General features: G+C 65.0%; 24 protein-coding genes. 10 read left to right on the top strand and 14 right to left on the bottom strand.

Features of this window, described 5'->3' with window-relative positions; translation table 11 throughout:
* The first annotated feature begins 12 nt into the window (after nucleotides 1–12).
* The 5 genes from ROP_RS35585 to ROP_RS35565 are packed head-to-tail and all read left to right on the top strand — an operon-like array spanning nucleotide 13 to nucleotide 4764.
* Complete coding sequence (locus ROP_RS35585) at nucleotides 13–1041, top strand: acyl-CoA dehydrogenase family protein (RefSeq protein ID WP_015890828.1); 1029 nt, start codon at nucleotides 13–15, stop codon at nucleotides 1039–1041.
* Nucleotides 1038–2189 carry an acetyl-CoA acetyltransferase gene (locus tag ROP_RS35580; protein WP_015890827.1) on the top strand — a complete coding sequence of 384 codons (1152 nt, stop codon included), beginning with the start codon at nucleotides 1038–1040 and terminating at the stop codon, nucleotides 2187–2189. The genes ROP_RS35585 and ROP_RS35580 overlap by 4 nt, the downstream gene beginning before the upstream one ends.
* A gap of 2 nt (nucleotides 2190–2191) precedes the next feature.
* The gene (locus ROP_RS35575) at nucleotides 2192–3781 is read left to right on the top strand and encodes a class I adenylate-forming enzyme family protein (protein ID WP_050785254.1); all 1590 of its coding nucleotides are present in this window, start codon (nucleotides 2192–2194) and stop codon (nucleotides 3779–3781) included.
* On the top strand, nucleotides 3778–4509 hold the full coding sequence (locus tag ROP_RS35570; RefSeq protein ID WP_015890825.1) for a tyrosine-protein phosphatase: 732 nt from the start codon (nucleotides 3778–3780) through the stop codon (nucleotides 4507–4509). The genes ROP_RS35575 and ROP_RS35570 overlap by 4 nt, the downstream gene beginning before the upstream one ends.
* Before the next feature lie 60 nt (nucleotides 4510–4569).
* Entirely contained in the window at nucleotides 4570–4764 is a 195-nt protein-coding gene (locus ROP_RS35565) for a ferredoxin (RefSeq protein WP_015890824.1), read from the top strand.
* A gap of 12 nt (nucleotides 4765–4776) precedes the next feature.
* On the opposite strand, the gene ROP_RS35560 is transcribed toward ROP_RS35565, so the two are convergent.
* The 3 genes from ROP_RS35560 to ROP_RS35550 all read right to left on the bottom strand — a co-directional run bounded on the left by ROP_RS35560 (nucleotide 4777) and on the right by ROP_RS35550 (nucleotide 7448).
* On the bottom strand, nucleotides 4777–5361 hold the full coding sequence (locus ROP_RS35560; protein WP_015890823.1) for a nuclear transport factor 2 family protein: 585 nt from the start codon (nucleotides 5359–5361) through the stop codon (nucleotides 4777–4779).
* 10 nt (nucleotides 5362–5371) lie between these two features.
* Nucleotides 5372–6229, bottom strand: coding sequence for a DUF2889 domain-containing protein (locus ROP_RS35555; protein ID WP_231869086.1), 858 nt, complete (start codon nucleotides 6227–6229; stop codon nucleotides 5372–5374).
* 163 nt (nucleotides 6230–6392) lie between these two features.
* Nucleotides 6393–7448 (bottom strand): TIGR03617 family F420-dependent LLM class oxidoreductase, encoded by a 1056-nt coding sequence (locus ROP_RS35550; protein ID WP_015890821.1) that lies wholly within the window; start codon nucleotides 7446–7448, stop codon nucleotides 6393–6395.
* A gap of 141 nt (nucleotides 7449–7589) precedes the next feature.
* Between ROP_RS35550 and ROP_RS35545 the strand changes: the two genes are divergently transcribed.
* Genes ROP_RS35545 through ROP_RS35535 form a run of 3 tightly spaced genes read left to right on the top strand, consistent with a single transcriptional unit; the run spans nucleotide 7590 to nucleotide 11331 of the window.
* The gene (locus tag ROP_RS35545) at nucleotides 7590–8351 is read left to right on the top strand and encodes a FadR/GntR family transcriptional regulator (protein WP_015890820.1); all 762 of its coding nucleotides are present in this window, start codon (nucleotides 7590–7592) and stop codon (nucleotides 8349–8351) included.
* Nucleotides 8338–9171 carry an enoyl-CoA hydratase gene (locus tag ROP_RS35540; protein WP_015890819.1) on the top strand — a complete coding sequence of 278 codons (834 nt, stop codon included), beginning with the start codon at nucleotides 8338–8340 and terminating at the stop codon, nucleotides 9169–9171. The genes ROP_RS35545 and ROP_RS35540 overlap by 14 nt, the downstream gene beginning before the upstream one ends.
* A 27-nt stretch (nucleotides 9172–9198) precedes the next feature.
* Nucleotides 9199–11331: an acyl-CoA dehydrogenase gene (locus ROP_RS35535; RefSeq protein WP_015890818.1), complete on the top strand. Its 2133-nt coding sequence runs from the start codon at nucleotides 9199–9201 to the stop codon at nucleotides 11329–11331.
* Between the two features lie 60 nt (nucleotides 11332–11391).
* Here ROP_RS35535 and ROP_RS35530 read toward each other — a convergent pair whose 3' ends face one another.
* The 4 genes from ROP_RS35530 to ROP_RS35515 are packed head-to-tail and all read right to left on the bottom strand — an operon-like array spanning nucleotide 11392 to nucleotide 14901.
* A complete protein-coding gene (locus ROP_RS35530) occupies nucleotides 11392–12315 on the bottom strand; it encodes an SDR family NAD(P)-dependent oxidoreductase (protein ID WP_015890817.1) in 924 nt (307 codons plus the stop codon).
* A 39-nt stretch (nucleotides 12316–12354) separates the two neighbouring features.
* On the bottom strand, nucleotides 12355–12795 hold the full coding sequence (locus tag ROP_RS35525) for a Zn-ribbon domain-containing OB-fold protein (protein WP_015890816.1): 441 nt from the start codon (nucleotides 12793–12795) through the stop codon (nucleotides 12355–12357).
* Nucleotides 12796–12800: 5 nt separating this feature from the next.
* Nucleotides 12801–13625, bottom strand: a complete 825-nt coding sequence (locus ROP_RS35520) for an enoyl-CoA hydratase/isomerase family protein (protein WP_015890815.1) — start codon at nucleotides 13623–13625, stop codon at nucleotides 12801–12803.
* Between the two features lie 22 nt (nucleotides 13626–13647).
* A complete protein-coding gene (locus ROP_RS35515) occupies nucleotides 13648–14901 on the bottom strand; it encodes a cytochrome P450 (protein WP_043826045.1) in 1254 nt (417 codons plus the stop codon).
* Between the two features lie 250 nt (nucleotides 14902–15151).
* On the opposite strand from ROP_RS35515, the gene ROP_RS35510 reads away from it, so the two are divergent.
* Nucleotides 15152–15790 (top strand): cysteine hydrolase, encoded by a 639-nt coding sequence (locus tag ROP_RS35510; RefSeq protein ID WP_015890813.1) that lies wholly within the window; start codon nucleotides 15152–15154, stop codon nucleotides 15788–15790.
* Between the two features lie 23 nt (nucleotides 15791–15813).
* Here ROP_RS35510 and ROP_RS35505 read toward each other — a convergent pair whose 3' ends face one another.
* The 5 genes from ROP_RS35505 to ROP_RS35485 form a co-directional block, all read right to left on the bottom strand.
* On the bottom strand, nucleotides 15814–16608 hold the full coding sequence (locus ROP_RS35505; RefSeq protein WP_016881635.1) for an SDR family NAD(P)-dependent oxidoreductase: 795 nt from the start codon (nucleotides 16606–16608) through the stop codon (nucleotides 15814–15816).
* 102 nt (nucleotides 16609–16710) lie between these two features.
* Entirely contained in the window at nucleotides 16711–16929 is a 219-nt protein-coding gene (locus ROP_RS35500) for a hypothetical protein (RefSeq protein WP_015890811.1), read from the bottom strand.
* A gap of 12 nt (nucleotides 16930–16941) precedes the next feature.
* Nucleotides 16942–18168, bottom strand: a complete 1227-nt coding sequence (locus tag ROP_RS35495; RefSeq protein ID WP_063721433.1) for an amidohydrolase family protein — start codon at nucleotides 18166–18168, stop codon at nucleotides 16942–16944.
* Between the two features lie 218 nt (nucleotides 18169–18386).
* Nucleotides 18387–19205: an SDR family NAD(P)-dependent oxidoreductase gene (locus tag ROP_RS35490; protein ID WP_015890809.1), complete on the bottom strand. Its 819-nt coding sequence runs from the start codon at nucleotides 19203–19205 to the stop codon at nucleotides 18387–18389.
* A gap of 173 nt (nucleotides 19206–19378) precedes the next feature.
* Nucleotides 19379–20044 (bottom strand): TetR/AcrR family transcriptional regulator, encoded by a 666-nt coding sequence (locus tag ROP_RS35485; protein ID WP_015890808.1) that lies wholly within the window; start codon nucleotides 20042–20044, stop codon nucleotides 19379–19381.
* 45 nt (nucleotides 20045–20089) lie between these two features.
* Here ROP_RS35485 and ROP_RS35480 point away from each other — a divergent pair, with 45 nt between their 5' ends.
* Nucleotides 20090–20884, top strand: coding sequence for an SDR family NAD(P)-dependent oxidoreductase (locus ROP_RS35480; RefSeq protein ID WP_015890807.1), 795 nt, complete (start codon nucleotides 20090–20092; stop codon nucleotides 20882–20884).
* A gap of 61 nt (nucleotides 20885–20945) precedes the next feature.
* Here ROP_RS35480 and ROP_RS35475 read toward each other — a convergent pair whose 3' ends face one another.
* Nucleotides 20946–21683: an alpha/beta fold hydrolase gene (locus ROP_RS35475; protein WP_015890806.1), complete on the bottom strand. Its 738-nt coding sequence runs from the start codon at nucleotides 21681–21683 to the stop codon at nucleotides 20946–20948.
* The gene (locus tag ROP_RS35470; protein WP_015890805.1) at nucleotides 21680–23245 is read right to left on the bottom strand and encodes an AMP-binding protein; all 1566 of its coding nucleotides are present in this window, start codon (nucleotides 23243–23245) and stop codon (nucleotides 21680–21682) included. Before ROP_RS35470 ends, ROP_RS35475 begins: the two co-directional genes overlap by 4 nt.
* Nucleotides 23246–23256 lie beyond the last annotated feature (11 nt).

Raw genomic sequence — 23256 nt, 5'->3', positions numbered from 1 at the left:
AAAGCAGAGATCATGAACCTTCTCCCCTCCGAGGACCAACTCGAACTGGTCTCCGCGGCAGTCGATTTCATCAGCACCCGCATGCCGATCGAGGACATCAGGCGGCGTGCGCGCGAGGAGTCGTCGGTCGACCGGAGCGTGTGGGCCGAGGGCGCCGCACTGGGCCTGCTCACTCTGGGGCTCGACGAGAGCCACGGCGGCTCCGGCCGACCCCTCGACGACGAGGTACTCCTGTTCGCGGCCCTGGCCGAGCACCTTGCAACAGGTCCGTTCCTTGCCTCCACGCTGGCCACCCGCGTCAGTGCGGCACACGGCGACCAGGATCTCACCGACCGCATCGGGTCCGGAGACGCCATGGTCGGACTCGGCGAACTGCGCGGGGACGGCGCCATCGATCAGGACGGGTTCAAGGGCTCGTTCGACCTGCTGGACTGCGTCGGTGTCAGCCACGTGCTTCTCGTCGCTCAGCACGGAGCGGCTCTGGTCGAGATATCCGAGTTCCCGGACGTCACCCCACTCACATCCATGGACCCGGGAACCCGGCTCGCGACGTCGACCGTCGCCAGTGGGCGCGTGCAGCACTGGCTGCCCGCCCAGACGGACCCGATCTGGTTGCGCGCCATGGTGCTCACCGCGGCCGGCCTGTCCGGCCTCGCCGAGGCGACGCTGCGGCTGTCAACCGGGCACGCGAAAACGCGAATTCAGTTCGGACGCCCGATCGGCGTGAACCAGGCGATCAAGCACGCCTGCGCCGACATGGCGGTAGCCGCCGACGCGGCACTGTCGCAGACCCTGTTCGCTGCGGTGAGTCTGCAGTCGGGGCGCGCGGACGCGTTGTTCCAGATCCTCTCCGCCAAGTCCGTCGCCGCCCGAGCAGCCGTGGGCAATGCGGCGTCGAGCATCCAGGTCCATGGCGGAATGGGTTACACCTACGAGCACAACGCGCACCTCTATCTCAAGCGGGCGCACGTGCTCACCCACCTATTCGACGAACCGGCCGACGTGCTGGCCGAACTTCTGGAGCAGGGAGCACCGCAGTGAGCCGAAGAGTTGCCATCGCCGGTGCCGCGTTGTCGGACGTGGGACGGGTCGACGACAAGAACGCCTACGAACTGATGGGGCAGGCCAGTCGCAGGGCCCTCGCCGACGCGGGACTGCGCCCCGAGGACGTGGACGGACTCGCCTCCACCGGGCAGGGCACGTTGCCGCCCACCGATGTCGGGGAGTATCTCGGCCTGAAGCCTCGCTGGATCGACTCGACATCGGTGGGCGGGGCCTCGTGGGAGGTCATGCTCGCCCATGCCGCGGACGCGATCTCGGCCGGTCATGCCGACGTGGTCCTGCTGACGTACGGCTCGACGGCACGCGCCGACCTGCGCAAGGGACTGCGGACCGCGAACATCAACTGGGGTTCGCGAGGACCGTTGCAGTGGGATGCGCCCTACGGCCACACGCTCGTGTCGAAGTACGCGATGGCGGCCCGACGGCACATGCACCAGTACGGCACGACGATCGAGCAACTCGCCGAAGTGGCAGTGTCCGCACGGTTCAACGCCAAGGACAACGAGGAAGCGTACTACCGCGACCCCATCACCATCGACGACGTGCTCGACGGCCCCATGATCGCCGATCCGTTCACAAAACTGCACTGCTGCATCCGCTCGGACGGCGGCGCCGCGGCGGTTCTCGTGGCCGAGGACCGGGTGAAGGACCTTCGTTCCGAACCGGTGTGGGTGCTGGGCACCGGCGAGGCCACGTCACACATGCTCACCAGCCAGTGGGACGACATGACCGTCGGGCCGGCATCGATCACCGGGCCGCTGGCGTTCGAACGCGCGGGGTTGACGCCCACGGACGTGGACATCGCCGAGGTCTACGATGCGTTCAGCTACATGCTGATGCTCACCATGGAAGACCTCGGTTTCTGCGAGAAGGGCGAGGGCGGCGCCCTCGTCGAGAAGGGCACGTTGCGGCTGGGCGGCGAACTCCCCACGAACACCGACGGCGGCGGACTGTCCGCCTGCCATCCGGGTCAGCGCGGACTATTCCTGATCGTCGAGGCGGCCAGGCAGCTTCGCGGAGAATGCGGCCCGCGGCAGGTGGAGGACGCGAAGATCGCCTGCGTCAGCGGAACCGGTGGTTGGTTCTGCTCGAGCGGCACTGTGCTCCTCGGATCAGAAGCACCGTGACCGTGTCTGCGACGGTCGGCGGTCCAGCCGCTCCCACCGCGGTAGCCAGGCCACCGCTGGTGGGCGAATTCGCCAACACCCGGGCGTTGCTCGAGGCGGCGGCTCAGATACACGGCGAGCGAGATGCATATGTGGAACAGGACGGCACGCGAATCGGTTTCGCACAGTGGATCGGCCGGGCCCGCCGACTCGCCACACATCTGGCAGAGCGCGGGGTACGCAAGGGTGACGTCGTCGCACTGATGTTGCCTTCGGGCATCGACTATGCAGTCTGCTATTGCGCCGCAGCGTTTCTGGGTGCCGTCACCACCGGCTTGAATCCGCGACTCGGCCCACGCGAGACCGACTCGATCCTGCTCGGCGTCACGCCTGCCCTCGTGATCCGCGACTTCGATGCGGGCCTGCCCGAAGTTCCCGAGGGGATCGCCGTCCTGCCCCGTTCGGAACTCGTCGCTGCCGAGGGACGCGCGACCGACGCCCTACCCGATGTGGTCCTCACCCGCAGCGACCCTGTCTCGATCATCTTCACGAGTGGAACGACCGGCCTCCCCAAGGGGGCATGGTTCGATTCCGACAACCTCGCAGCGTCCGCGATGGCGTCCGGCATCATGAGCGCCCCCTACGACCGCCGACTGACGTCGACACCATTCCCGCACGCAGGTTTCATGTCGAAACTCTGGGACCAACTGATCTGGGGAACGACCGTAGTCATCTCCCCCGTTCCGTGGTCGGCCGCAAAAATGTTCGCGGTGCTGAGGAACGAGCGGATCACGGTCGGTGGAGGAGTCCCCACCCAATGGGCAAAGCTGCTCTACGAACCCGGCGTGAACCGTGAATCCCTGCCGCACCTTCGTGTCGGCGTCGTCGCAAGCGCGCCCGCCTCGCCCGAACTGGTCGAGAAGACCGCCGCACTGATCGGGGTTCCCCTCGTCGTTCGATACGCCATGACCGAATCTCCCACCGTCTGTGGCACCGAGCCCACAGATCCGCCGTCGGTGCAGTTCCGGACTGTCGGCCGTCCCCAGACCGGGATGGCGGTGCGCGTCACCCGCGAGGACGGCGCGGAGCTGCCCAACGGGGAGATCGGACGCATTCGCGTGAAGGGCGGCTGCGTGATGCGGGGCTACTGGAACGCCCCCGAGCGCACCAGGGAAGCCTTCGACGCCGACGGCTACTTCGTCACCGGCGACCTGGGGATGCTGACCGAAGAAGGCAACGTGGTCCTGGCCGGTCGGACCGGAGACCTCTACATTCGCGGCGGCTTCAACGTCCACCCCGTCGAGGTCGAACAAGTGCTCGCCGAGCACCCGGAGGTCCGGGACGCAGCGGTGATCGGGTACTCCGCTCGAGTGATCGGGGAGATAGGAGTCGCGTTCGTCGTTCCCTTGTCTCCCACCAGGACACCGTCGTTGCCGGAACTCCGCGCGTGGATCACCACGCGACTCGCGGACTACAAGGCACCCGATCACCTCGTGCTCGTCGACGAGATTCCGCTGACCGCCATGTCGAAGACCGACCGGGTCCGGTTGCGGGAACTCGTCGACGCGCACCCGCCGACCCGGCGAAACACAGAGAAGGGACCTCGGGCGTGATCGACGAACACGAAGCGCTCCTGCACGAGACCGTGACCACCGACCGCCTCGCGAACCTGCGCGATGTCGGCGGTCTGCGCCTCACCGACGGCGGTACCACCCGCACCGGAATCCTCTACCGCAGCGATGCACCCTACTCCGGGGACTCGCTACCCGAACATGTTGCACCGTGGCCACCCGTCGCGGTCGTGGATCTGCGCTCATCCGCCGAACGCGATCGCGCACATTTCGAATGGACGCAACCGACGGTCTCCCACCACCGGCCTCTGCACGATGCTGCGGCACCGACCGACCGTCGTCCACCGGATCTCACCGCACTGTACTCGCAGATCCTCGATACCGTACCCGACCGCGTGGCCGGTCTGCTCGCGCTCGTGGCCCGGGCGGACGGCCCGATTCTCGTGCACTGCGCGGCAGGCAAGGACCGCACCGGCGTCGTGGTCGCCTCGCTTCTTCTCGGTGCAGGAGTCGAGCCCTCCGAAGTGATCGCAGACTATCTTGTGACGGCCGGGAACATGAACGACCTCCGCCGACGGTGGACGGCCCGGTCGCACGCGGGTCAGCATCGTCCCGTCGTGGACGAGAAGTGGTTGCTCACACCGGAAGAAGCCATCACCGCAGTCGTCGACCGGCTACAGGGGTGGCGCACCGGTCCGGACGGCTGGCTCGTCGATCACGGTGCCGACCGAGACGACCTGCGGGCGTGGCGGTACCGACTGCGTGCCTGATGTCACCCCGCGATGGACAGTCCCTCACCCGACTCACACACACTGACGAAAGGTAACGCCATGAAGGTCCACATCGAACTCGAGCAATGCGAAGGCCACGGTATGTGCGCCGCCACCGAACCGGACCTCTATGAACTCGACGACGACGGATTCGCCGCCTCCACCGATTTCGATGTGGCGGAGTCGCAGATCGGGCAGGCCGAGTCCGGCGCCTCGGCCTGCCCGATGAGTGCGATCAAGCTGCTACGCAGCTGAATCGGTATGAGGTCAGCTGTTACGAGTACCGAAGTCGATATCGGCCCGTCCGGAGATGGGTGTGAAACCGTCTCTGTCCATCCAGGACGGGTGCGCCACATGCCCCTCGGCCGGACGTGCCCAATCGACCCAGTCGCCCCAATCACGCCGACTGAGTGGGGAATCCGGCATCGGAAATTTCGACGACGCCTCGCGGAACTCGGCGGCGAACTTCTTCATCTCGTACATCACCCACCAGTCCTCCTGCGCGGACCACTTTCCCCGGCCCGCATACGTGAGTACCTGTAGTGAGTCGAAACCGAGGGCCGGTGCACCCGGTTCCGGATTGTCGGCCCGGTTGACCACTTTGTACACCACCCGATCGTCGTCGATCGTGTACCAGACGAGCGGGTTGTACACATGCGGGGCGGCACCCATGGTGCCCTCGAGATAGCGCGAGATCTCCGAGGGCCCGGTGAACATGCCGTAGAAGTGATCTCGGTAGATACCGTCGTCGGTGAACAGCTGCGCCATCGCGTCCCAGTTCTCCGAAATGGGGCCCACAGTGAAGTAGTGCCGGAAGGCGCCCTCCACTTCGGTTCGGTCATATCTGGTCATGTGTTGCCTTTCAGACGTGCGCGGAAGAATTGTCGGGGCCGGGGAGAAGTACCGCGAGCGGGGAGACGTCACCGAGCGATCGCAGTAGGTCGTTCAGGTGCGTGCAGGATCCGACACCGTGGAAGTCCGAGCCGACCAGGCGCTCGATCTCCGTGACCTTGCGCCCGACGAGGCGTTGCGCGCCGGCCACCGCACCAGGGCATTCCGGCCAGGGTAGGACCCGCGGAGTGACGGTCAACCGCTGCACCGTCAACGTGCGTGAGTCGACCAGAACGTCGGTCCCGTACTCGTGCACCACGGTTTCGATCCCGGCGGCGTTCACGTAGGTATCGCGGAACATCGCGTCCACCGACAGTTCCGCGTCATCGACCACACTCACGTCGATCCGCCGAATGCGTCGCATCGACCCCGGCCGAAGTTCACTCATAGGGTGCCAGCCCGCGCCCACCCGGACGAGGTCCGGCGCCTGCGGGCCGATGACGAGGGGAGGTGCTCCGTCTCGCGCGACGCCCGTCATCATCGTTCCCCCGGCTGCGAACCCGGCACAGTAGTCGGCCCGTGCGAGGGCGCCGCGACCACCGAGGCGCAACTGCTGCTCTGCGGAGAGTTCGCGGGTCAGTGCATATCCCGAGATGACGGTCGCCACCGGGACGTCGTCCAGTAGTCTCGCGACGACGCTGCCCTGATGGTGAGGTGCGAGGCAACCCTTCGCCGCTTTGCGAAACCCTGACGCTGCGGAGAGACCGATCAGTCGTGTGAGGTCGGCCGCCGCGGCGCCGTCGGCGATGTCCGTGACGATGCGCCCTCGGCCAAGGTCGACGTCGACATCGACGGCGCCCCCGCCGGTTCGCGACCACTCCCCTGCCATGTCCGTCACGACATCGACTCCGGCCCCGCGGAGTTGGAGAAGGTCGGAGTGTCCCCGTGGGCGTTCGATGTCCACAGACGTCGTGCGACGGACCGAACACGGACGGCGCGCAGGCGTGCTGGTCGACGGTGCGTGGATACCATGCTTCGGGATCAGAAGATTCTCAGTCATGTACTTCATTGATAACTTGTGCCTCAGTGTTTTTCAAGACCGATCGCCATCCCGCGAGACTGTCGCTCGAACGCGCGGCGACGCTGATGTGATCGGACACCGCTCCCCACCGCGCGACCAGCGCGTCCGCGACCTCCTCCACGGAACCCACGACGGCGAACGCTGCGAGAACGTCGTCGTCGATCAGGCTTCGCATGACGTCCCACTCCCCCGCTTTCGACAGTGCATACAACTTCTCGTGAAGTCCGGCCCATCCGTGCAGATCGAGCACGCCCCGATAGGCGGGCGTAGATCCGTAGAAGGCGATCTGCCCGCGCACGTGGTCGCGGGCTGCCGCGATCTCGTCCGCGGTGGTACCGCACGCCACCATTGGGGTGACCCCGATGGTGAAATCCCTTCGAGGCCGGCCCGAACACGACAATCCTTCTTGCACACTGGGTAGTACGACCTCGGCAAGGTAACGGTCGGTGACGAAGGAATGCACGAGAAACCCGTCTGCGACCTCTCCTGCCACGCGTGACATCGCCTCTCCGACACCGGCGAGTTGGACGGGTGGGCGCCCGAACGGATTCGGTCCGGGATCGAACATCGGTGTCATCAGGGTGTGCTGGTAGAACTCCCCGTCGAAATCCAACGGCGAACCGGTCTCCCACGCGTCCCAGATGGCGTGCAGTGCCTGTACGTATTCGCGCATCCGTGCCGCGGGCCGCGACCACGGCATGCTGAACCGCCGGGTGATGTGCGGCTTCACCTGACTCCCGAGACCGAGCCGGAGGCGTCCGTGTGAGAGCGCCTGCACGTCGTTGGCCGCGACCGCGGTCACCATCGGCGTTCTCGCGAACGCGACGTAGATACTCGTCCCCAGCGTCATCGTCGACGTCGTCTGCGACGCCGCGGCCAGGAGAAGCAAGGGATCGTGGCTGGTTTCACCGAGGAAGAAGCCGCCGAACCCGACGTTCTCGGCGCGGTGTGCAATCTCGGCGGCGCGTCCGGTTCCCGGGTCGACGACCACATCGAACGACGGACGCCCACAGACTTCGGATTTCATGTCACTCCAGACGGGAGACGGCAACTCTACTCGGACCGAGCAGTGTATTAGGTCAATGAAATTGGGAGAGTCTCGCCTCTTCCCTCTGACGATTAGAGCAGATACCTTCTATTCAGTCCACGGAATTGCCCAGGAGGGTATATGGCACGACCAGAAGACGAGACTGCGTCCACCAGTGACGGGCCACCGCGTCCCCGCGCCGCGGATGTGGCGCGGGCGATCGAGGACGAGATCGTCGCAGCCGGGTGGCGGTTGGGTGAGGCACTCGGATCCGAGACCAGCCTGATGGCACGGTTCGGAGTGGGACGTTCGGTCATCCGGGAAGCGTGCCGGATCCTGGAGAGCCGGCACGTCGCGAAGCCCCGCCGCGGACCGGGCGGCGGCCTCGTCGTGACCGCACCCGAGCGGTCCGCTGTGCTCGACCACGCCTCGCTGTACCTCGAGTACGCGGGTTTTGCTGCCGCAGACCTGTTCGAGACGATGGAGACGTTGGAGACCGCCGCAGCAGCGCAGTTGTCCGCAACGATCGATCCCGCGGGAGTCGACAGACTCCGTCAGGTGCTGGCCGAGGAATCCCGCTCGGACGACCTGCGTGCGCAGGCTGTCACCGTGCACACGGAGATCGCCCGCCTGACAGGTAATCCCGTCCTCGAGTTGTTCATGCACATCGGCAACAACCTTGCCCGCATCCACGGCGTCAGCCCGACAGAGGCGGAACGTCGGTGGATCCACGAGCGGAACGTCGAACTGGTCGACGCGATCATCGCGGGGGACGCGCTTGCCGCGCAGCGCAACGTGCGCCGACGCATCCGTGCCATGACGCGGCGACAGGCCGTGTCGGCGGACCGGACACCGACATTCACCGATACCGAAGCAGAGGCCACGAGCGATGACCGACAGTGACAACGCGATCCCCCGCACATCCGACCCCGACGAGGACAGCGGCAACCTTGTCGTCGTCGAGCAACGCGGCAGCGTGCGCATGCTCACACTCAACCGGCCGAGGGTGCGCAACGCGTTGAGCAGATCCCTCAGCGCCGAACTGGTGCACGCCCTCCGCGCGTCCGACGCCGATCCCACCGTCACGGTTGTCCTGCTCACCGGCGCCGGCGGAGCCTTCTGCTCCGGCGTCGACCTGAGGGATCTCGCCGAGAGCGGCTTCGACGGCGCAGATACGACGGACGGCAACTGCATCACCTACGTCGCCGAACTCGTGACGCCGGTCATCGGTCTCGTCAGCGGCCCCGCAGTGACAGGAGGGTTCGAGCTGGCTCTCGCATGCGACTTCCTGATCGCGGGCGAGTCCGCCCGATTCGCCGATACCCATTGCCGGGTGGGCATCGTCCCTGGTGGAGGTCTGACGGCTCGACTCGCCGAGGCGGTCGGAGTTCGTCGTGCTCGCCAGATGAGTGCCACTGGCTGCTATATCGACGCCCGCACCGCGCTGTCCTGGGGCCTGGTGAACGAGATCGTCGACGACCGCGAGTTGGCCGACCGTGGGTGGGCCGTGGCCGATGCATTCTCGGCGGCCGACAAGCCCACACTCGACGCGGTGTGGAAACTGTACGACGCGGTATCGGCCGATGGTACCGCCGATGCCGTCCACCGGGAAGCCGCCCTGAACCGCTCCTGGTCGGCCGCCGCGTCCGCCGTCGCAGGGCGCACGGCGGACGTCGTCGCTCACGGACGTGGCCAGGCACGCAATTCCTCACCCGCCGAATAGGATCGGCCGAATCGAAAGGAGCCACCCATGGCTCTGGCAATCACCGACGAACACCGCCAACTCGCCGACGCCGCCACGGCCTTCCTGTCCCGTCACGGTTCGTTGGCCACCGCCCGGGAGTCGCTGGACACATCGAACAAGTCCCTTCCGCCGTTCTGGGAGGCGATGGCGGAACTCGGATGGATGGGCCTGCACCTGCCCGACAGTTACGGAGGCTCCGGATACGGCATCGCCGAGTTGTGTGTCGTTCTCGAAGCGACGGGGCACGGTCTGGTGCCCGGTCCGTTCCTGCCCACCGTGCTGGCGTCCGCGATTCTGTGCGACCACGGAACCGATGAACTGAGGCAAAAGCTCCTTCCTGGACTCGCCGACGGTTCCGTGGTCGCGGGATTCGGTTCCGGTGGCACCTGGGTTGTCGACCACCAGGGACTCGAGGGCCGATCCGAGGGAGTGCTCACCCCTGGCTTCGCCGACGTTCTCCTCCTTCTCTCGCACGAGGACGTCCTCGTAGTCGACGCCGACGCCGACGGTCTGGCCGTGGAGATCCTGCCCAGACTCGATCCCACGCGGCAGATCGGGCGTGTGACCGCACGGAAGGTCCCCATGTCGGCGGTCACCGTCCTGCCCGGTGCAGCGTCCGCGGCCCGGACGCGGCTGCGCACGCTGGCATCGGCCGAAGCCCTCGGCAGTACTCTCGCTTGCGTCGAGATGTCGAAGCGGTATGCCCTGGAGCGAGTTCAGTTCGGTCGTCCGATCGGCACTTTTCAGGCCGTGAAGCACCACCTCGCGAACATGCTGCTCGACGCCGAACTCACCGTGGCCGCCACCTGGGATGCTGCGCGTATCACCGACCCCGACCGAGCCGGCCTCGCGGCAGCCGTCGCCGCGACATACGCGCGCCGCGCGCAAATCTTCTGCGCTCGGACGAACATCCAGTTGCACGGCGGTATCGGATTCACGTGGGACCACGATGCTCATCTGTACCTGCGCCGAGCCGAATCCCTCCAGTCTTTCGTCGCCGAATGCGGTAGTGCCGCACGCGCAGTCGCGGAGGGGTACCGCGCCGACCCGACGCCCCGTCTCACGCTCGACCTTCCGCCCGAGGCGCAGGAATACCGGACGGCGGCGCGAAAGGCCCGCGATCAATGGCAATCGCTCCCCGAGGATCGGCAGCGCGCGTTCCTGGTCGACAGCGGATATCTCGTGCCGCACTGGAACAAGCCGTGGGGTCTGGCAGCCGATCCGGTCCAACAACTCGTCATCGAAGAGGAGTTCCGCACCACACCGGTTCCCGACCTGTCGATCACTGGATGGATTGCTCTCACCATCTCGGAGTTGGGGACCCCCGACCAGCAGCGACGGTGGGTGAAGTCGGTGCTGCTCGGCGAGACGCAATGGTGCCAGCTCTTCAGCGAGCCCGGGGCAGGCTCCGACGCCGCTGCGATCCGCACATCGGCGGTCCGGGTCGAGGGCGGGTGGCGCGTCACCGGGCAGAAGATCTGGACGAGTCTCGCCCACGAATCCGATTGGGGAATCGCGACCGTCCGTACCGACCCTCGTGCACCGAAGCACACCGGCATCACGATGATGGCCGTCGATCTCGCAGCGGAGGGTGTCGACGTGCGCCCCATCCGTGAACTCAACGGTCAGGCCGGCTTCAACGAGGTATTTCTCGACGACGTCTTCGTGCCGGATTCCGACGTTCTCGGCGAGGTAGGAGCAGGGTGGAAGGTCGCGCGAGCGACCTTCGGCAACGAGAGGGTGTCGATCGGAGCCGGTGCGGGATCCGTTCCTCTCGCCGCGACCGATCTTCTCGCAATGGCCGCGAACGAGGACCTCCGCGAGGTCGGTGAACTGCTGGCCGAAGGCCACGCGCTCCGACTGCTCAACGTCCGGCAGGCCTCACGCGCCGTGCAGGGGGTCGACCCCGGTCCGGAAGCAGCCCTGTCCAAGCTCGTCAAAGCCGAACACTCCCAGAAGATCACGGACCTCGGTATGCGTCTGGGCGGGTTGGCCGCAACGACCGGCGAGCTTCCGGTGGTAGAGGAGTCGTATCTGTTCGCCCGCTGCCTCACGATCGCCGGGGGCAGCTCCGAGGTGATGCGCAATCACATCGCCGAACGCATCCTGGGACTTCCGCGAGACCCGATACTGACCTGAAACACGTGAACGGCCTCGGTCCCGAGGGACCGAGGCCGTTCATCAATTTCGACTCTGCGGCTATCCGCCGAATCGCAGTCCTGCGGCCCGGGTCCGGAAGACGTCCGTGCCCATGACTGCGCCGAGCTTGTTCGCGTCCCAGCGTTTCCCGCCGTTGGAGACCGTGGAGACCGGTGTCCAGCCCTGGAGCCACTGAATGTTCTCGCCGAGCGCCTTGATGACCTGCCCGCTCACATGCCCCGCCTCCGGGCTGGCGAGCCAGGCGACCACGGGTGAGCCGAGGGACGGATCCTTCGGATCGAACTCGTCCTCGTCGCGCTCGTCCGGTTCGATCGGGGCGTCGGCGCCGGCCATGGTGGCGGACATCCGAGTGCGGCCACCAGGGCTGATCGCGTTGACCGTCGCACCGATCGACGCGAGCTCGAGGCTGAGCGTCTGGGTCAGACCGACGATGGCGGCCTTGGCAGCACCGTAGTTCGATTGGCCGAAGTGTCCGAGCAGGCCGGCACCGGACGTGGTGTTGATGATCCGGCCGTAGACCTTGGAACCCGACGCCTTGGATTCCTCCCGCCACTTGCGGGCCACCGCGCGGCTGGTCAGCCAGCTACCTCGCACGTGCACACGCATGACGAGATCGAAATCGTCCGCGCTCATGTTCCAGATCGCCCGGTCACGGACGATGCCCGCGTTGTTGACCACGATGTCGAGCCGTCCGAGCTCCGAATACGCACGTTCGACCAGCCAGTCGACCCGTTCTTCGTCGCCGACGTCGCTGAAGTCGGAAATTGCCTCGCCGCCACGATCTTTGATGATCTGCACGACCTCGTCGGCGACCTTTCCGGTGCCCTCCCCGCCGATCGAGGTCCCGAGGTCGTTGACGATCACCGTCGCGCCATGCTTGGCAAGTTCCAGGGCGTGCCCACGACCGATGCCGTGGCCCGAGCCCGTGACCAGCGCGACCTTACCGTCGAGCAATCCGCTCATTGTGAGTGTCTCCTTGCAATTGTCGAATGGCCCGTGCGTCTACACACCGGCAGGACGGAACACCGTGGCATCGATGTCTTCGGTGATCGCCCGAAAGTCCACCTGCACCGGCATACCCACTTCGAGATCGGAGGGTTCGCAACCTTCGATGTTGGTCATCAGTCGCGGCCCTTCCTCGAGTTCTACGATCGCCACGACGTAGGGCAGCCTTCCCTTGAACGGATGCAGATCGTTCACGTACACGGTGGAATAGGTGTACAGGGTTCCTCGCCCGCTCGCCTCCACCTGGACGACGTCCTCACTCCAGCAGCGCGGGCAGAACGGACGCGGATAATGGTGGACTTTCCCGCAGGCGTTACATTGTGCGATAAGGAGGCGACCGCCCTTCGCCGCGTCCCAGTACGGGCGGCTCTCGTTCTCGATGGTCGGGATGTCGGCGCGCGGCTTCTCGGCCGGGGCTGCGGAAGTCTGGTCAGGCATGCTGGTCACCACCCCACGAAGTCCGCGGAGCGCTTCTCCACGAACGCACGTACGCCCTCGCCCGCATCGTGCGAGTAGGACTGGATCTCCTGCGCCATGGCCTCCTCGGTGAAGGCGCCGGCTCGGTCGCCGTCCGGCGAGTCGTTGAAGAGTCGTTTCGTCAGCGCGATCGCACTGGTGGGCGCAGCAGCCAGTCGACCGACGAAATCGTCCACTGCCGAATCCAGTTCGTCCACCGGAACGACGCGGTTGACCAGGCCCAGAGACAGTGCCTCCCGAGCCGGAAGCTTCTCGCCGAAGAAGACCATCTCCTTGGCCTTCTGCATGCCGATCCTGCGCGGCAGCAGGTACGCGCCGCCGCCGTCCACCACCAACCCACGCTTGACGAAGGACTCTGCGAAGTAGGCCTGCTCAGTCGCGATCACCAGGTCCGACGCATAGGCGAGGTGAGCCCCGATGCCTGCCGCGGCGCCCTGTACGACGGTGACCACCGGCTTGCCACAATCGAGCACTGATGCCACCAGGCGTTGCGCTCCGTTCATGATCGTGCGCATCGGCGCGGTCACCCGTTTGACGTTCTTCGCATGCCCGTCAGCGAGTTTCACCACGTCTGCACCTGCGCAGAAGTGCCGTCCGTTCGCTTTCAGCAGGACCACTCGGACATCGGTATTCACATCCGCTTCGGCAAACAACTCGATCAGCAGGTCGCGGTCGTCCGGCCTGATGGCGTTGGCCGCATCCGGTCGGTTCAAGGTGATCGTCATGACCCCTTGTTCCACCCGGTGCAGAACGGATGTGCCGACGTCCCGCTCGGCGATCGTCTCGGTCACTGTTTCTCCTCGCGAATTGTCGTCACTTGACTGTGTAGTGCGCGTCGAGATGTTTGATGCCGTTCAAGAAGTTCGACCGCAGCACCGCAGGCTCCCCCACCGCCCGAATATCCGGGTACCGCCGGAACAGTTCCCGGAACGCGACGTCGAGTTCGAGTCGCGCGAGGTGTGCACCCAGGCAGAAGTGCGGTCCGGGAGCACCGAACGCGAGATGCGGATTGGGGTTGCGGGAAATATCGAACGTGAACGGATCTACGAACACGGACTCGTCACGATTGGCGGAGTTGTACCACAACACCACCTTGTCGCCCTGAGAAAACACCTGCTCTCCCAGGCGGACACCGTCTCGCGTCACCGTGCGGCGCATGTGCACTACGGGACTGGCCCACCGCAGCAATTCCTCGATGGCTGCCGGCGCCAGGCGATCGTAGTCCGCCATCCAGATGTCGCGCTGGTCCGGATTTCTCGTGAGTACGAAAAGTCCGTGTGTGATGACGTTGCGGGTCGTCTCGTTGCCCGCGCCCACGAGCAGAATGAAGAACTTGGCCATCTCCTGGGGAGTGAGATTCTCGCCCTCCGCCGCCACGAGTTTGGTGATCAGGTCGTCCTTGGGATGTGCGATTCGCTCTTCCGACAGCGATCGCAGTAGGTCGACGAGCCCTTCGCTGGCCGCGGTCACAGCCTTGCCGATACCGGCCGCGGATTGATCCTCGATGTACTCGGCATCGCTCGCACCGAGAATGGTGTTGGTGGCCTCGAGAATGAACTTCTCGTGCTCACGAGGTATGCCCAGGAGATTGTCGATGATGCGGAGGGGCAGCAATGCCGCGAAGTCGCTGACGAAGTCACACTCCCCCGATGACGGCATCTCGTCGAGGATCTCCCGGACGGTGGTCTCGACCTCTCTCCGGATACCCTCGAGGCTCTTGTTCGTGAAACCGCGGGAGACTATCTTGCGCATGCGGGCATGCTCGGGGTTGTCCATGTCGATGATCGAGCCGCGATACTCGCGGAGCTTCTGCGGCTGGTCGAAGATCTGCGTACCCTCACCCGAGCAGAAATCGTCGGGCCGGCGGCTGACCTCGAGCACGTCCGCGTGACGGGTCAGGGCCCAGAAGCCCTTCTCTCCGTCACCCGCCCGACCCGGCAGCGGGACGAATGCACGCGGATTGTCGCGGCGCAGGCCTGCGAACAACGCATCACGTTCTGCCGCCCCGTTCTGCCACCATGTGAGGTCGTTCAGTCGCGTGGACGCGACCTCGTCGGTTTCAATCATTGGCACCGCCTCGATTCTTCGTATGTGGGGACCCGCGCCGCACGGCACCTTCGGCCGACGGCCGAGTCGGACTGGGATGGTCGCGCACCCCACTCCGTGACCCGGGTTACTCGCTCACCCGATTCTGGCATTAGTGTCACTAATTGGCAACCACCACTACCAGCGAGTTTATCCACACTGCTTGACTATCGCCGAGTAGCAACTGGCTATATCGTCACCTTGATACCATTCATTCTCGAACGGAGTCGACGTGTCGCCCCAGTCATCACAACCATCTCGAGCCCTTCCCCGGCCGATCAGTTCAGCGGCGCTGGTCATCAGCGAATGCCAGCACGGGATTCTGGAACCCGGGAGGTCGGTCTCGCCGGGACTTGCACACGAGGTCGCGCGACGCGGCGTGGTGCCACGCACAGCGCAGCTTGCGCAGGCTTTCCGCGCCCGCGGGCTGCCGGTGTTCCACTGCGTCATCGAACATCGCCAGGACCAGAAGGGGATGCTGCCCAACTCGTACCTCGGGACGATGGCACTGCGGAGCCGCGGGATGAGCACGGGCAGTATCGATGTCGAGATCCCGCACGAACTGGGCCCCGAACCGAGCGACATCGTGAGCAGTCGAGCCACCGGACTGACGGCGTTCTACGGAACGAACCTCGACGCGATGCTGCGGTTGCAGAAGGTGGAAACCCTGGTGCTGGCAGGCGTTTCCACGAACATCGCACTTCCGGGACTTGCCCTCGAAGCCGTGAATCGCGGCTTCGACGTCATCCTTGCGGAAGACTGTACGGCGGGTTCGTCGGACGAGGTACACACCTTCATGGTGGCGAATCTGCTCACCGTGTTGACACGGGTCAGTACGGCAGCGGACGTGATCGACCGGCTACCGAACTGACCTGCCCTGCCCTGCCAGAAGGTTCAGCCCGCCACCGAGGCCAGATTCTCGGCATCGGTGGCGGCGTCACCGTTGATCGAGAATCCGCCGTCGATCGTCACCAACGCGCCGGTGGAAAACGCCGCCTCGTCCGAGACCAACCAGGTTGCGGCATGAGCGATATCCATCGGATTTCCGATACGGGTCAAGCGTCCACCACCGGTGTGATGACCCGAGTCGCCCCGCGACGACACCACCCGTCCCACGAGGATGCAGTTGGCCCGAATGCCGTCGGCACTGCCCTCCACCGCCAGTGATCGGGTCAGGCTGTTCACTCCGGCCTTTGCGGCACCGTACGCCCCGAAGCCCTTGAATCCGGCGAGAGACTGCCCCGAGGAGATGTTGAGAATCGAGGCACCCTCGGCACGCGCAAGGTGGGCCCACGCGTACTTCGATGCCCAGAACACGTTGCCCGTCAACGTTCCCGTCATGATTCGCTGCCACTCGTCCGTCGAGTACTCGTGCAGCGGCTTGACGGTACTCGCGACAGCATCGGTGGGCGCAGCATTGTTCACCAGTGTCGTGAGAGTGCCGAAATGCGCTGCGGTAGCTGCCACCACGTCGCGCACACTGTCCTCCGACGTCACGTCGAGCGGGAAGAACTCCGCTGCACCTCCGGCGTCCCGGATTCGGTCGACCACTTTGCGGCCGCGGTCCGCGGTGCGGCCGGTGACCGCTACCTTCGCCCCCTCCGATGCGAAGAGTTCCGCGATCGAACGGCCGATACCTCTGGTCGAGCCGGTGACCAACGCCACCTTTCCTTCGAGTCGTGCTCCCATGCCCGTGCTCACCTTTCACCGTGTGTGTCGTGTCGAAGTCTCGAACGCGCGCCCGAGACGCAGAAGGCCGTTCCGGTGGAACCGGAACGGCCTGAGCCCGATCTACAGAGAATCGCGAAGATTCTCCATGGCCGCCAGGCGGCGATTGACCATGTCCAGAGCGGAGGCATGATTCGGATCATCGCCGGACTGGGATTTCAACTCGGTGAGCCGGTTGCGTGTCGTCTCGATCTCGTCGTCGAGGCGTTCACCGGCTTCGTCGCGGGTCAGGAGATCCTGGTCGGTCCAGTCTGCCGCGTCGATGTCCTTCTCGTGGGCCATGATCAGATCCCGTCACTTTCTGTCGATGCGGGGGAAGTTGTAGAGCCTGCGGGCGTTCAGTTCGACGATCTTGTGAGCTTCGTCGTCGGGAACATCCTGGAGCAGTTTGGTGGTGTACTGCCGGCTGTTGGGCCAGTTCGAATCCGAGTGCGGGTAGTCGCACTCCCAGGTGATGTTGTCGATGCCGATCTGGTGGCGCCGGGCGACACCCTCGAAGTCGTCGATGAAGCAACCGTACATATGCTCGCGGAACAGATCCGACGGACGCACTTCCTTGTTCACGTTCTGATACCAGCGGTGCTTCTCCCACGTCAGGTCGATCCGCTCGAGCAGGTACGGCATCCACCCGATACCACCCTCGGACAGCGCAACCTTCAGATTCGGGAACTTGTAGAACACCGGCGAGAACAACAGATCCGCGGTCGCGTCCATCGAGTTGGTACCGAAGAGCGCGATCATCACCGCCATCGGCGCCTCCGGAGAGGTGATCGGCGCCTTACCCGAGGAGCCGAAATGCATGCACAGCGGCATCTTCGTCTCCTCCGCCGCGCGGAAGACCGGATCCCAGAAATCGGTGTAGAACGACGGCAACCCGAGCCCGACGGTGTTCTCGGGGAACGTGATCGCCTTCGCACCCTTCGCCGCGCAGCGGTAGATCTCCTTGGCCGCTTCCTGCGGATCCCACAGCGGCAGAATGATGAGTGGAATGAATCGATCGGGATTGGACGCTGCCCACTCATCGAGGTGAAAGTCGTTCCACGCCTTCACCGAGAGCAGAGCCAACTCCCGGTCCTTTCCTTCCAGGAACACGGTGCCGGCGAAACGTGGGAAGGACGGGAAGCACAACGCAGCCTGGACGCCGTCGATGTCCATATCGGCGACCCGCGCCTTCGGGTCGTAACACCCCGGCAGCATGTCGGAATACCGGGTGGGATCCATTCCGTACTCCTGCGGCTTCTTGCCCGCCACCGCGTTCAGGCCGATGTTCGGATAAATCCGACCCTCGTACGACCACACCTGGGCGAGCTTCTTCGCCCTCGGGGCGGCGTCTCCCTGCCGGGCGGCATCGAGGAGAGCGGCCGACAACCCCTCGTCGCCATGGCTCTGGCTCATATCCTTCTCGACGATCCGCGGTCCCTGCTCGTGGAACTTCTTGGGCAGGCGATCGGTCCACAGATTCGGCGGCTCGATCAAATGGTCGTCTACGGAGATCAACTGCATATGGTCTTGAAGCGGCACTGCTACTCCTACTCGAACAAAGGCACGATCCGGGTAGCGCGTCAGTCCCTGCCCGCGGTCTATGCCGATTATCTGACGCTTCGTACGCTAGTGATCGCCATCACAAGTGTCAAGATACCCCGCGATATCTGCGCTTGATTCGCAACTACAACCCACAACGGCACTTCGTACACGAACCCACAGGCAAGCAGTTTTCGCCACTTTCTGACAGTGTGTACTCATATTTCGTTGTACGAAGTTGCGGCATACGCGTCCTCGATTCCACGGTGCCGGGCGCGGACGGATTCGAGCGTCTCAGGATGACTGACGATGTATCGCTCGCCCCGCTTGATCGCGCCCACGACCAGACGACCGACGACGTCCGCATCCAATGCAGCCGCCGGTGCCCGTGTCGACGCCCCCGAGCGGGTGGAGCCCCGCGGAACCGCTCCCGGCCGGTTACGCTCACTTGCCGCGATGTTGGACCGCACCATTGCGGGAAGCAGTACCCCCACACCGACGTGCGAGCCCCTCGCGTCAAGTTCCAAACCGACGGTCTCCGTCAACGCGACGACGCCGAATTTCGAGACGGCATAGGCGCCGAGACCGGCTGCGGTGCGCAAACCGGCGATGGACGCGGTGTTGACGATGTATCCGCGCTGCGAGGTCTGTTCGATCACCGGTAGAAACGACTTCATGCCGTGGATCACGCCCCACAGGTTGACGTCCAGCACCCAACGGAAGTCGTCCAGCGTCAACTCGTCGAACGATGCCACGCGCGCGATTCCGGCGTTGTTGACAGCAATATCGATGCGCCCGTGCCGACGAACCACCTCGTCCGCCACTCGCTGAACGTCGTCGGCACTACTCACGTCAGCGAGCACGGTGTCGACGCCGAGAGCGGTGCCTGCTCGCGCCAGGGCGGCGGCCTCGACGTCGGCCACCACCACCGTCGAGCCCTCGGTGATCAACTCTTCGGCGATCGCAAAGCCGATACCCGAAGCCCCTCCGGTGACGATGGAGATGGTTCCGTCGAGACAAGGGATGCCAGTCGACATATCTGAGCCTTCCTGGAGTTCGGCCACGATCGCCGCTGCACGGTCAATGCACTGGTACGACGACAGGTTCGGCCGGTGAATGGAGGACACCGGATGGGAGACCACACGTCACCACCGGGTGTCGTCCCAACCTCGGCGATCAGGCGTCACTTGTCAACCGGCCGAACGTCTCTCTATCCGTCCCGGTTGTTCGCATTCAGCCCGCCGAGGACGAACCGCCCGATCCATTCGATCTCGTCGGGAGAGGGTGCGGTTGATTTCCACAGATGCCGGCGCATCGCCCCGAGCACCAGGTCGGAGATGCAGGCACCGTCGAGGACCGGGTCTGATCCGAGTGCCTGCAACGGGGCAGCGAGCAGGCTCGTCACCGGCTTCAGCAGTTCGTCCTGCCCCCCGTCCTCCTGACTCGACGAGCCGGCCTTCTCGAGGTGCTCGAGTACGGAACGGCTGGTCTGCGCAGCGTCGCTGTGGCTGACCTGCCGCAGGACTCCGCGCGTCCACACGAGAATCCGCTCGTGCGGATCGTCGACACCGGTCATGCGTGCGCTGATGTAGTCGGCCACCCTATGGACACCCTTCTCGAGGACGGCGAGAATCAGGTCGTCCTTACTCGGAAAGGATCGGTACAGCGTCTGATTCGAAATTCCCGCGGCTGCGACGATCGCCGACACGGAAGGCATTGCAGGCGCGGACTTCTCGATCAGCTCCAGCGTCACCTCGAGCAGACGCTCGATCTCGTCCTCGGCCGACTGGCGCTGACGTGCGGTTCGTCGCGCAGCCGCCTGTGCGGCACGACTGACTCCTGCCCGTGACTGCGACTCTGATGTATCGTTCTGCATATCGAGTAATCCGATTCTGTTTTGAGGAGACGTATGGCTTCCAGTATGGACGACACCCCTGTTCACGCGAAGGGAGACCTTCCGTCGCCGTTCGACTTGTTCAGCCTCGAGGGCAAGGTCGCGCTGGTCACCGGCGGTAGTCGCGGCATGGGCCGGGAAATGAGTGTGGCGTTCGCACGAGCAGGGGCGGACGTCGTCGTCGCGAGCCGCAATCTCGAAAAGTGCGAAGAAGTCGCCGCCGAAATCAGATCGACGACCGGGCGGGACGCCCTCGCCTACAGCTGCCACATGGGACGATGGGACGAGATCGAAGGCTTGGTCGAGGCCACGTACGCGAAGTTCGGCAAGGTGGACGTGCTGGTGAACAATGCCGGAATGTCGCCCGTGTACGACAAGGTCACCGACGTCACCGAGAAGATGTACGACAGCGTCCTCAATCTCAACCTCAAGGGCCCCTTCCGACTGACCCAGATGGTGGGAACCCGCATGAAGGAACGCGGCTCGGGCAGCGTCATCAACGTCAGCAGCACCGGATCGCTGCGGCCGATGGGCTCGATCATTCCCTACGCCGCTGCCAAGAACGGCCTCAACGCCATGACCGAGGGTTACGCCGAACTGCTCGGCCCCGAGGTCCGGGTGAACACATTGATGCCCGGCCAGTATCTGACCGACATCGCCGCCGCCTGGGACATGGAGCACACGAACAGGATGGCCTCACGCCTGCATCTCGAGCGGATCGGGAATCCCGCCGAAATCGTCGGTGCTGCACTCTTCCTCGCCAGCGACGCGTCCAGCTACACGTCCGGAACCATCGTACGGTCCGACGGCGGCATTCCCTGATCCGCCGGACGCGCAGGTGCACCGAGGCGTTACGCCCCGGTGCTTCTGCGCATCACTCGAATCAGACGAGGCGATCGATCAGGATCTTCGCGAGAATCTCCGGTTCACTCACCATCACGTCGTGACAGGTGTCGATCTCGACGATCTCGTCGACTCCCCCGAGATTGTCGACGTGCTGCCGCTGCTGGTCCGGCGACACCGCCTGATCCTGCAGTGTGAGCACCCAGGTCCGCGGAATCGACGGCGGCATGTCGCTGCGATCGACTTTCTGCGTGGCGAGGAGGTTGCTCTCCGGGCACATGCACCGCACGACGAAGTCCGTCTGCGCTTCGGTCATCCCGTTGCAGAACAGCGATTCCACCGTCTCACGGGGAAAGGGAGGCGACTCTGCCGGAGCGTCGACGCGCTCCCGGACGTCTTCCTGAAGTTCACCCATGAGGTCGTCGAGAATCGACATTCCGTTAGGCGGCGCCGCAGCGGCCACGAAGACCATCCGGCGGACACGCTCCTTCCCCAACGCCGCGGCCACTCCGGGCATCGTGACGCCGCCCATCGAATGCGCAATCAGCACCACCGCGGACAATCCGGCCGCATCGATGTCAGCCACCACCGAGCGAACACACTCGGCGATACCGACCTCGGACAGGGCGGCAGGCTTCGACCCCCGGCCCGGTAGGTCCACGGCGAGTACCGTCACATCCGGCCGAAGCTCTCTCAGCGCCGTGACGGTGGGGTCCCAGCACTCTCTCGTGTGCTGCCCGCCGTGGATCAGTACCACCGCGTCGTTCACTGCTGTCATGTCCAGACCCGTTCCATCAAAACGCGTTTGAGTAGCTTTCCGGCCGGAGTCCGCGGCAGCGACTCCTCGAAGGTCACCGATCTCGGGCACTTGAAGGACGCAAGTTCCTTCCGGCAGAATTCGAGGAGCTCACGCTCCAACTCCGCGTCGCCCGCAACGCCGCTGTCGAGTTGCACGAAGGCTTCGACCCGCTGGCCGTATTCCTCGTCCGGAACACCGATCACCGCGACATCGAACACCGCGGGATGCTCGACCAGCCGAGACTCGATCTCGGCGGGGTAGATGTTGACTCCCCCGGAAATAATGAGATCCGTACGTCTGCCGTCGAGGTACAGGTAGCCGCCCTCGTCCAGGTAACCCAGATCGCCGAGCGTCGCGCGCCCGTCCGCGTCGAAGACACCCGCGGTCTTCTCCGGTGAATGGTGGTAGCTGAAATCGGGGGCATGGTCGAACCAGATGGTTCCCCGCTCGTACGGGGCCACCGGCGCGTGGTCTTCACCGAGCACCGATATGGTGCCGGGTGCCGGCCGACCCACGGAACCGGGATGCGCGAGCCACTCGTCCGGCGTGATCAGGACCATGCCGATGTTCTCGCTGCCGCCGTAGAACTCGTAGAGCACCGGCCCCCACCACTCCATCATCGCGCGCTTCACAGGCACCGGACAGGCGGCGCCGGCATGAATCGCCAACCGGATCGACGAGACGTCGTAGCGCCGCCGAACATCCTCGGGCAAGCGCAGGAAGCGAACGAACATGGTGGGCACCATGCTGGTGTGCGTGACGCCAAATTCCTCGACGATCCGAAGACTCTCCTCGGCATCGAACTTCTCGGTCAGAACCAGCGTTCCGCCCCACCTGACCACGGACGTGCAGGTCTGCAACGGATACGCATGATAGAGCGGAGCCGAGTTCAACCACACCGAGTCCTGGTAGAACCCCCACGTCAGGGGGAAGTTGGCAGTCAGCGGATCGCCCTGCTCGAACGACACGTCGGGCATCTCCCGCAGAATTCCCTTGGGCTTTCCGGTGGTCCCCGAGGAGTAGAACATGAAGGCGCCCTGGCGCACCGCCTTATCAGCACTGGGTCGTGTTGCAGGGGCAGGGTCGGATTCCACGCCGTCGTACAGACCCTCGTACCCGTCCCGGACGTCGCCAACGACCTGAACCGCCTCCACTGCGGGCGACGCACCCGCCGCCTCGGCCACCAGATCAGCAAACCGCTCGCTGGCGACGATCAGCCGGGCGTCCGAGTCGCAGATGACGTGAACGGCCTCTGCCCGCGTCAGGTGAACGTTCACCGCGACCAACCGGACGCCGCAACGCAGCGCCGCGATCGCGACGACGACATAGTCGGTGCGGTTCTCCATGACGACGGCCACGCGATCCCCGGGTGAGATTCCCTTCGAGATCCAGTCCCGTTCCAGCCAGCGCGATTTCGCAGCGAGTTCGCCGTAGGTCAGCGTCTCGCCGCCGGGCACGACCACCGCCGGGCGCGACGGGTCGCGGTCCGCCCACCAGTCGGGTGTGCACACAGGTTCTCGGACCGTCGACGGTTCCGCCATCGATGGGCCCC

The sequence above is a fragment of the Rhodococcus opacus B4 genome (genome assembly GCF_000010805.1).
Classification (GTDB): Bacteria; Actinomycetota; Actinomycetes; order Mycobacteriales; family Mycobacteriaceae; genus Rhodococcus_F; species Rhodococcus_F opacus_C.
This window is presented reverse-complemented; position numbering and strand designations above follow the sequence as displayed.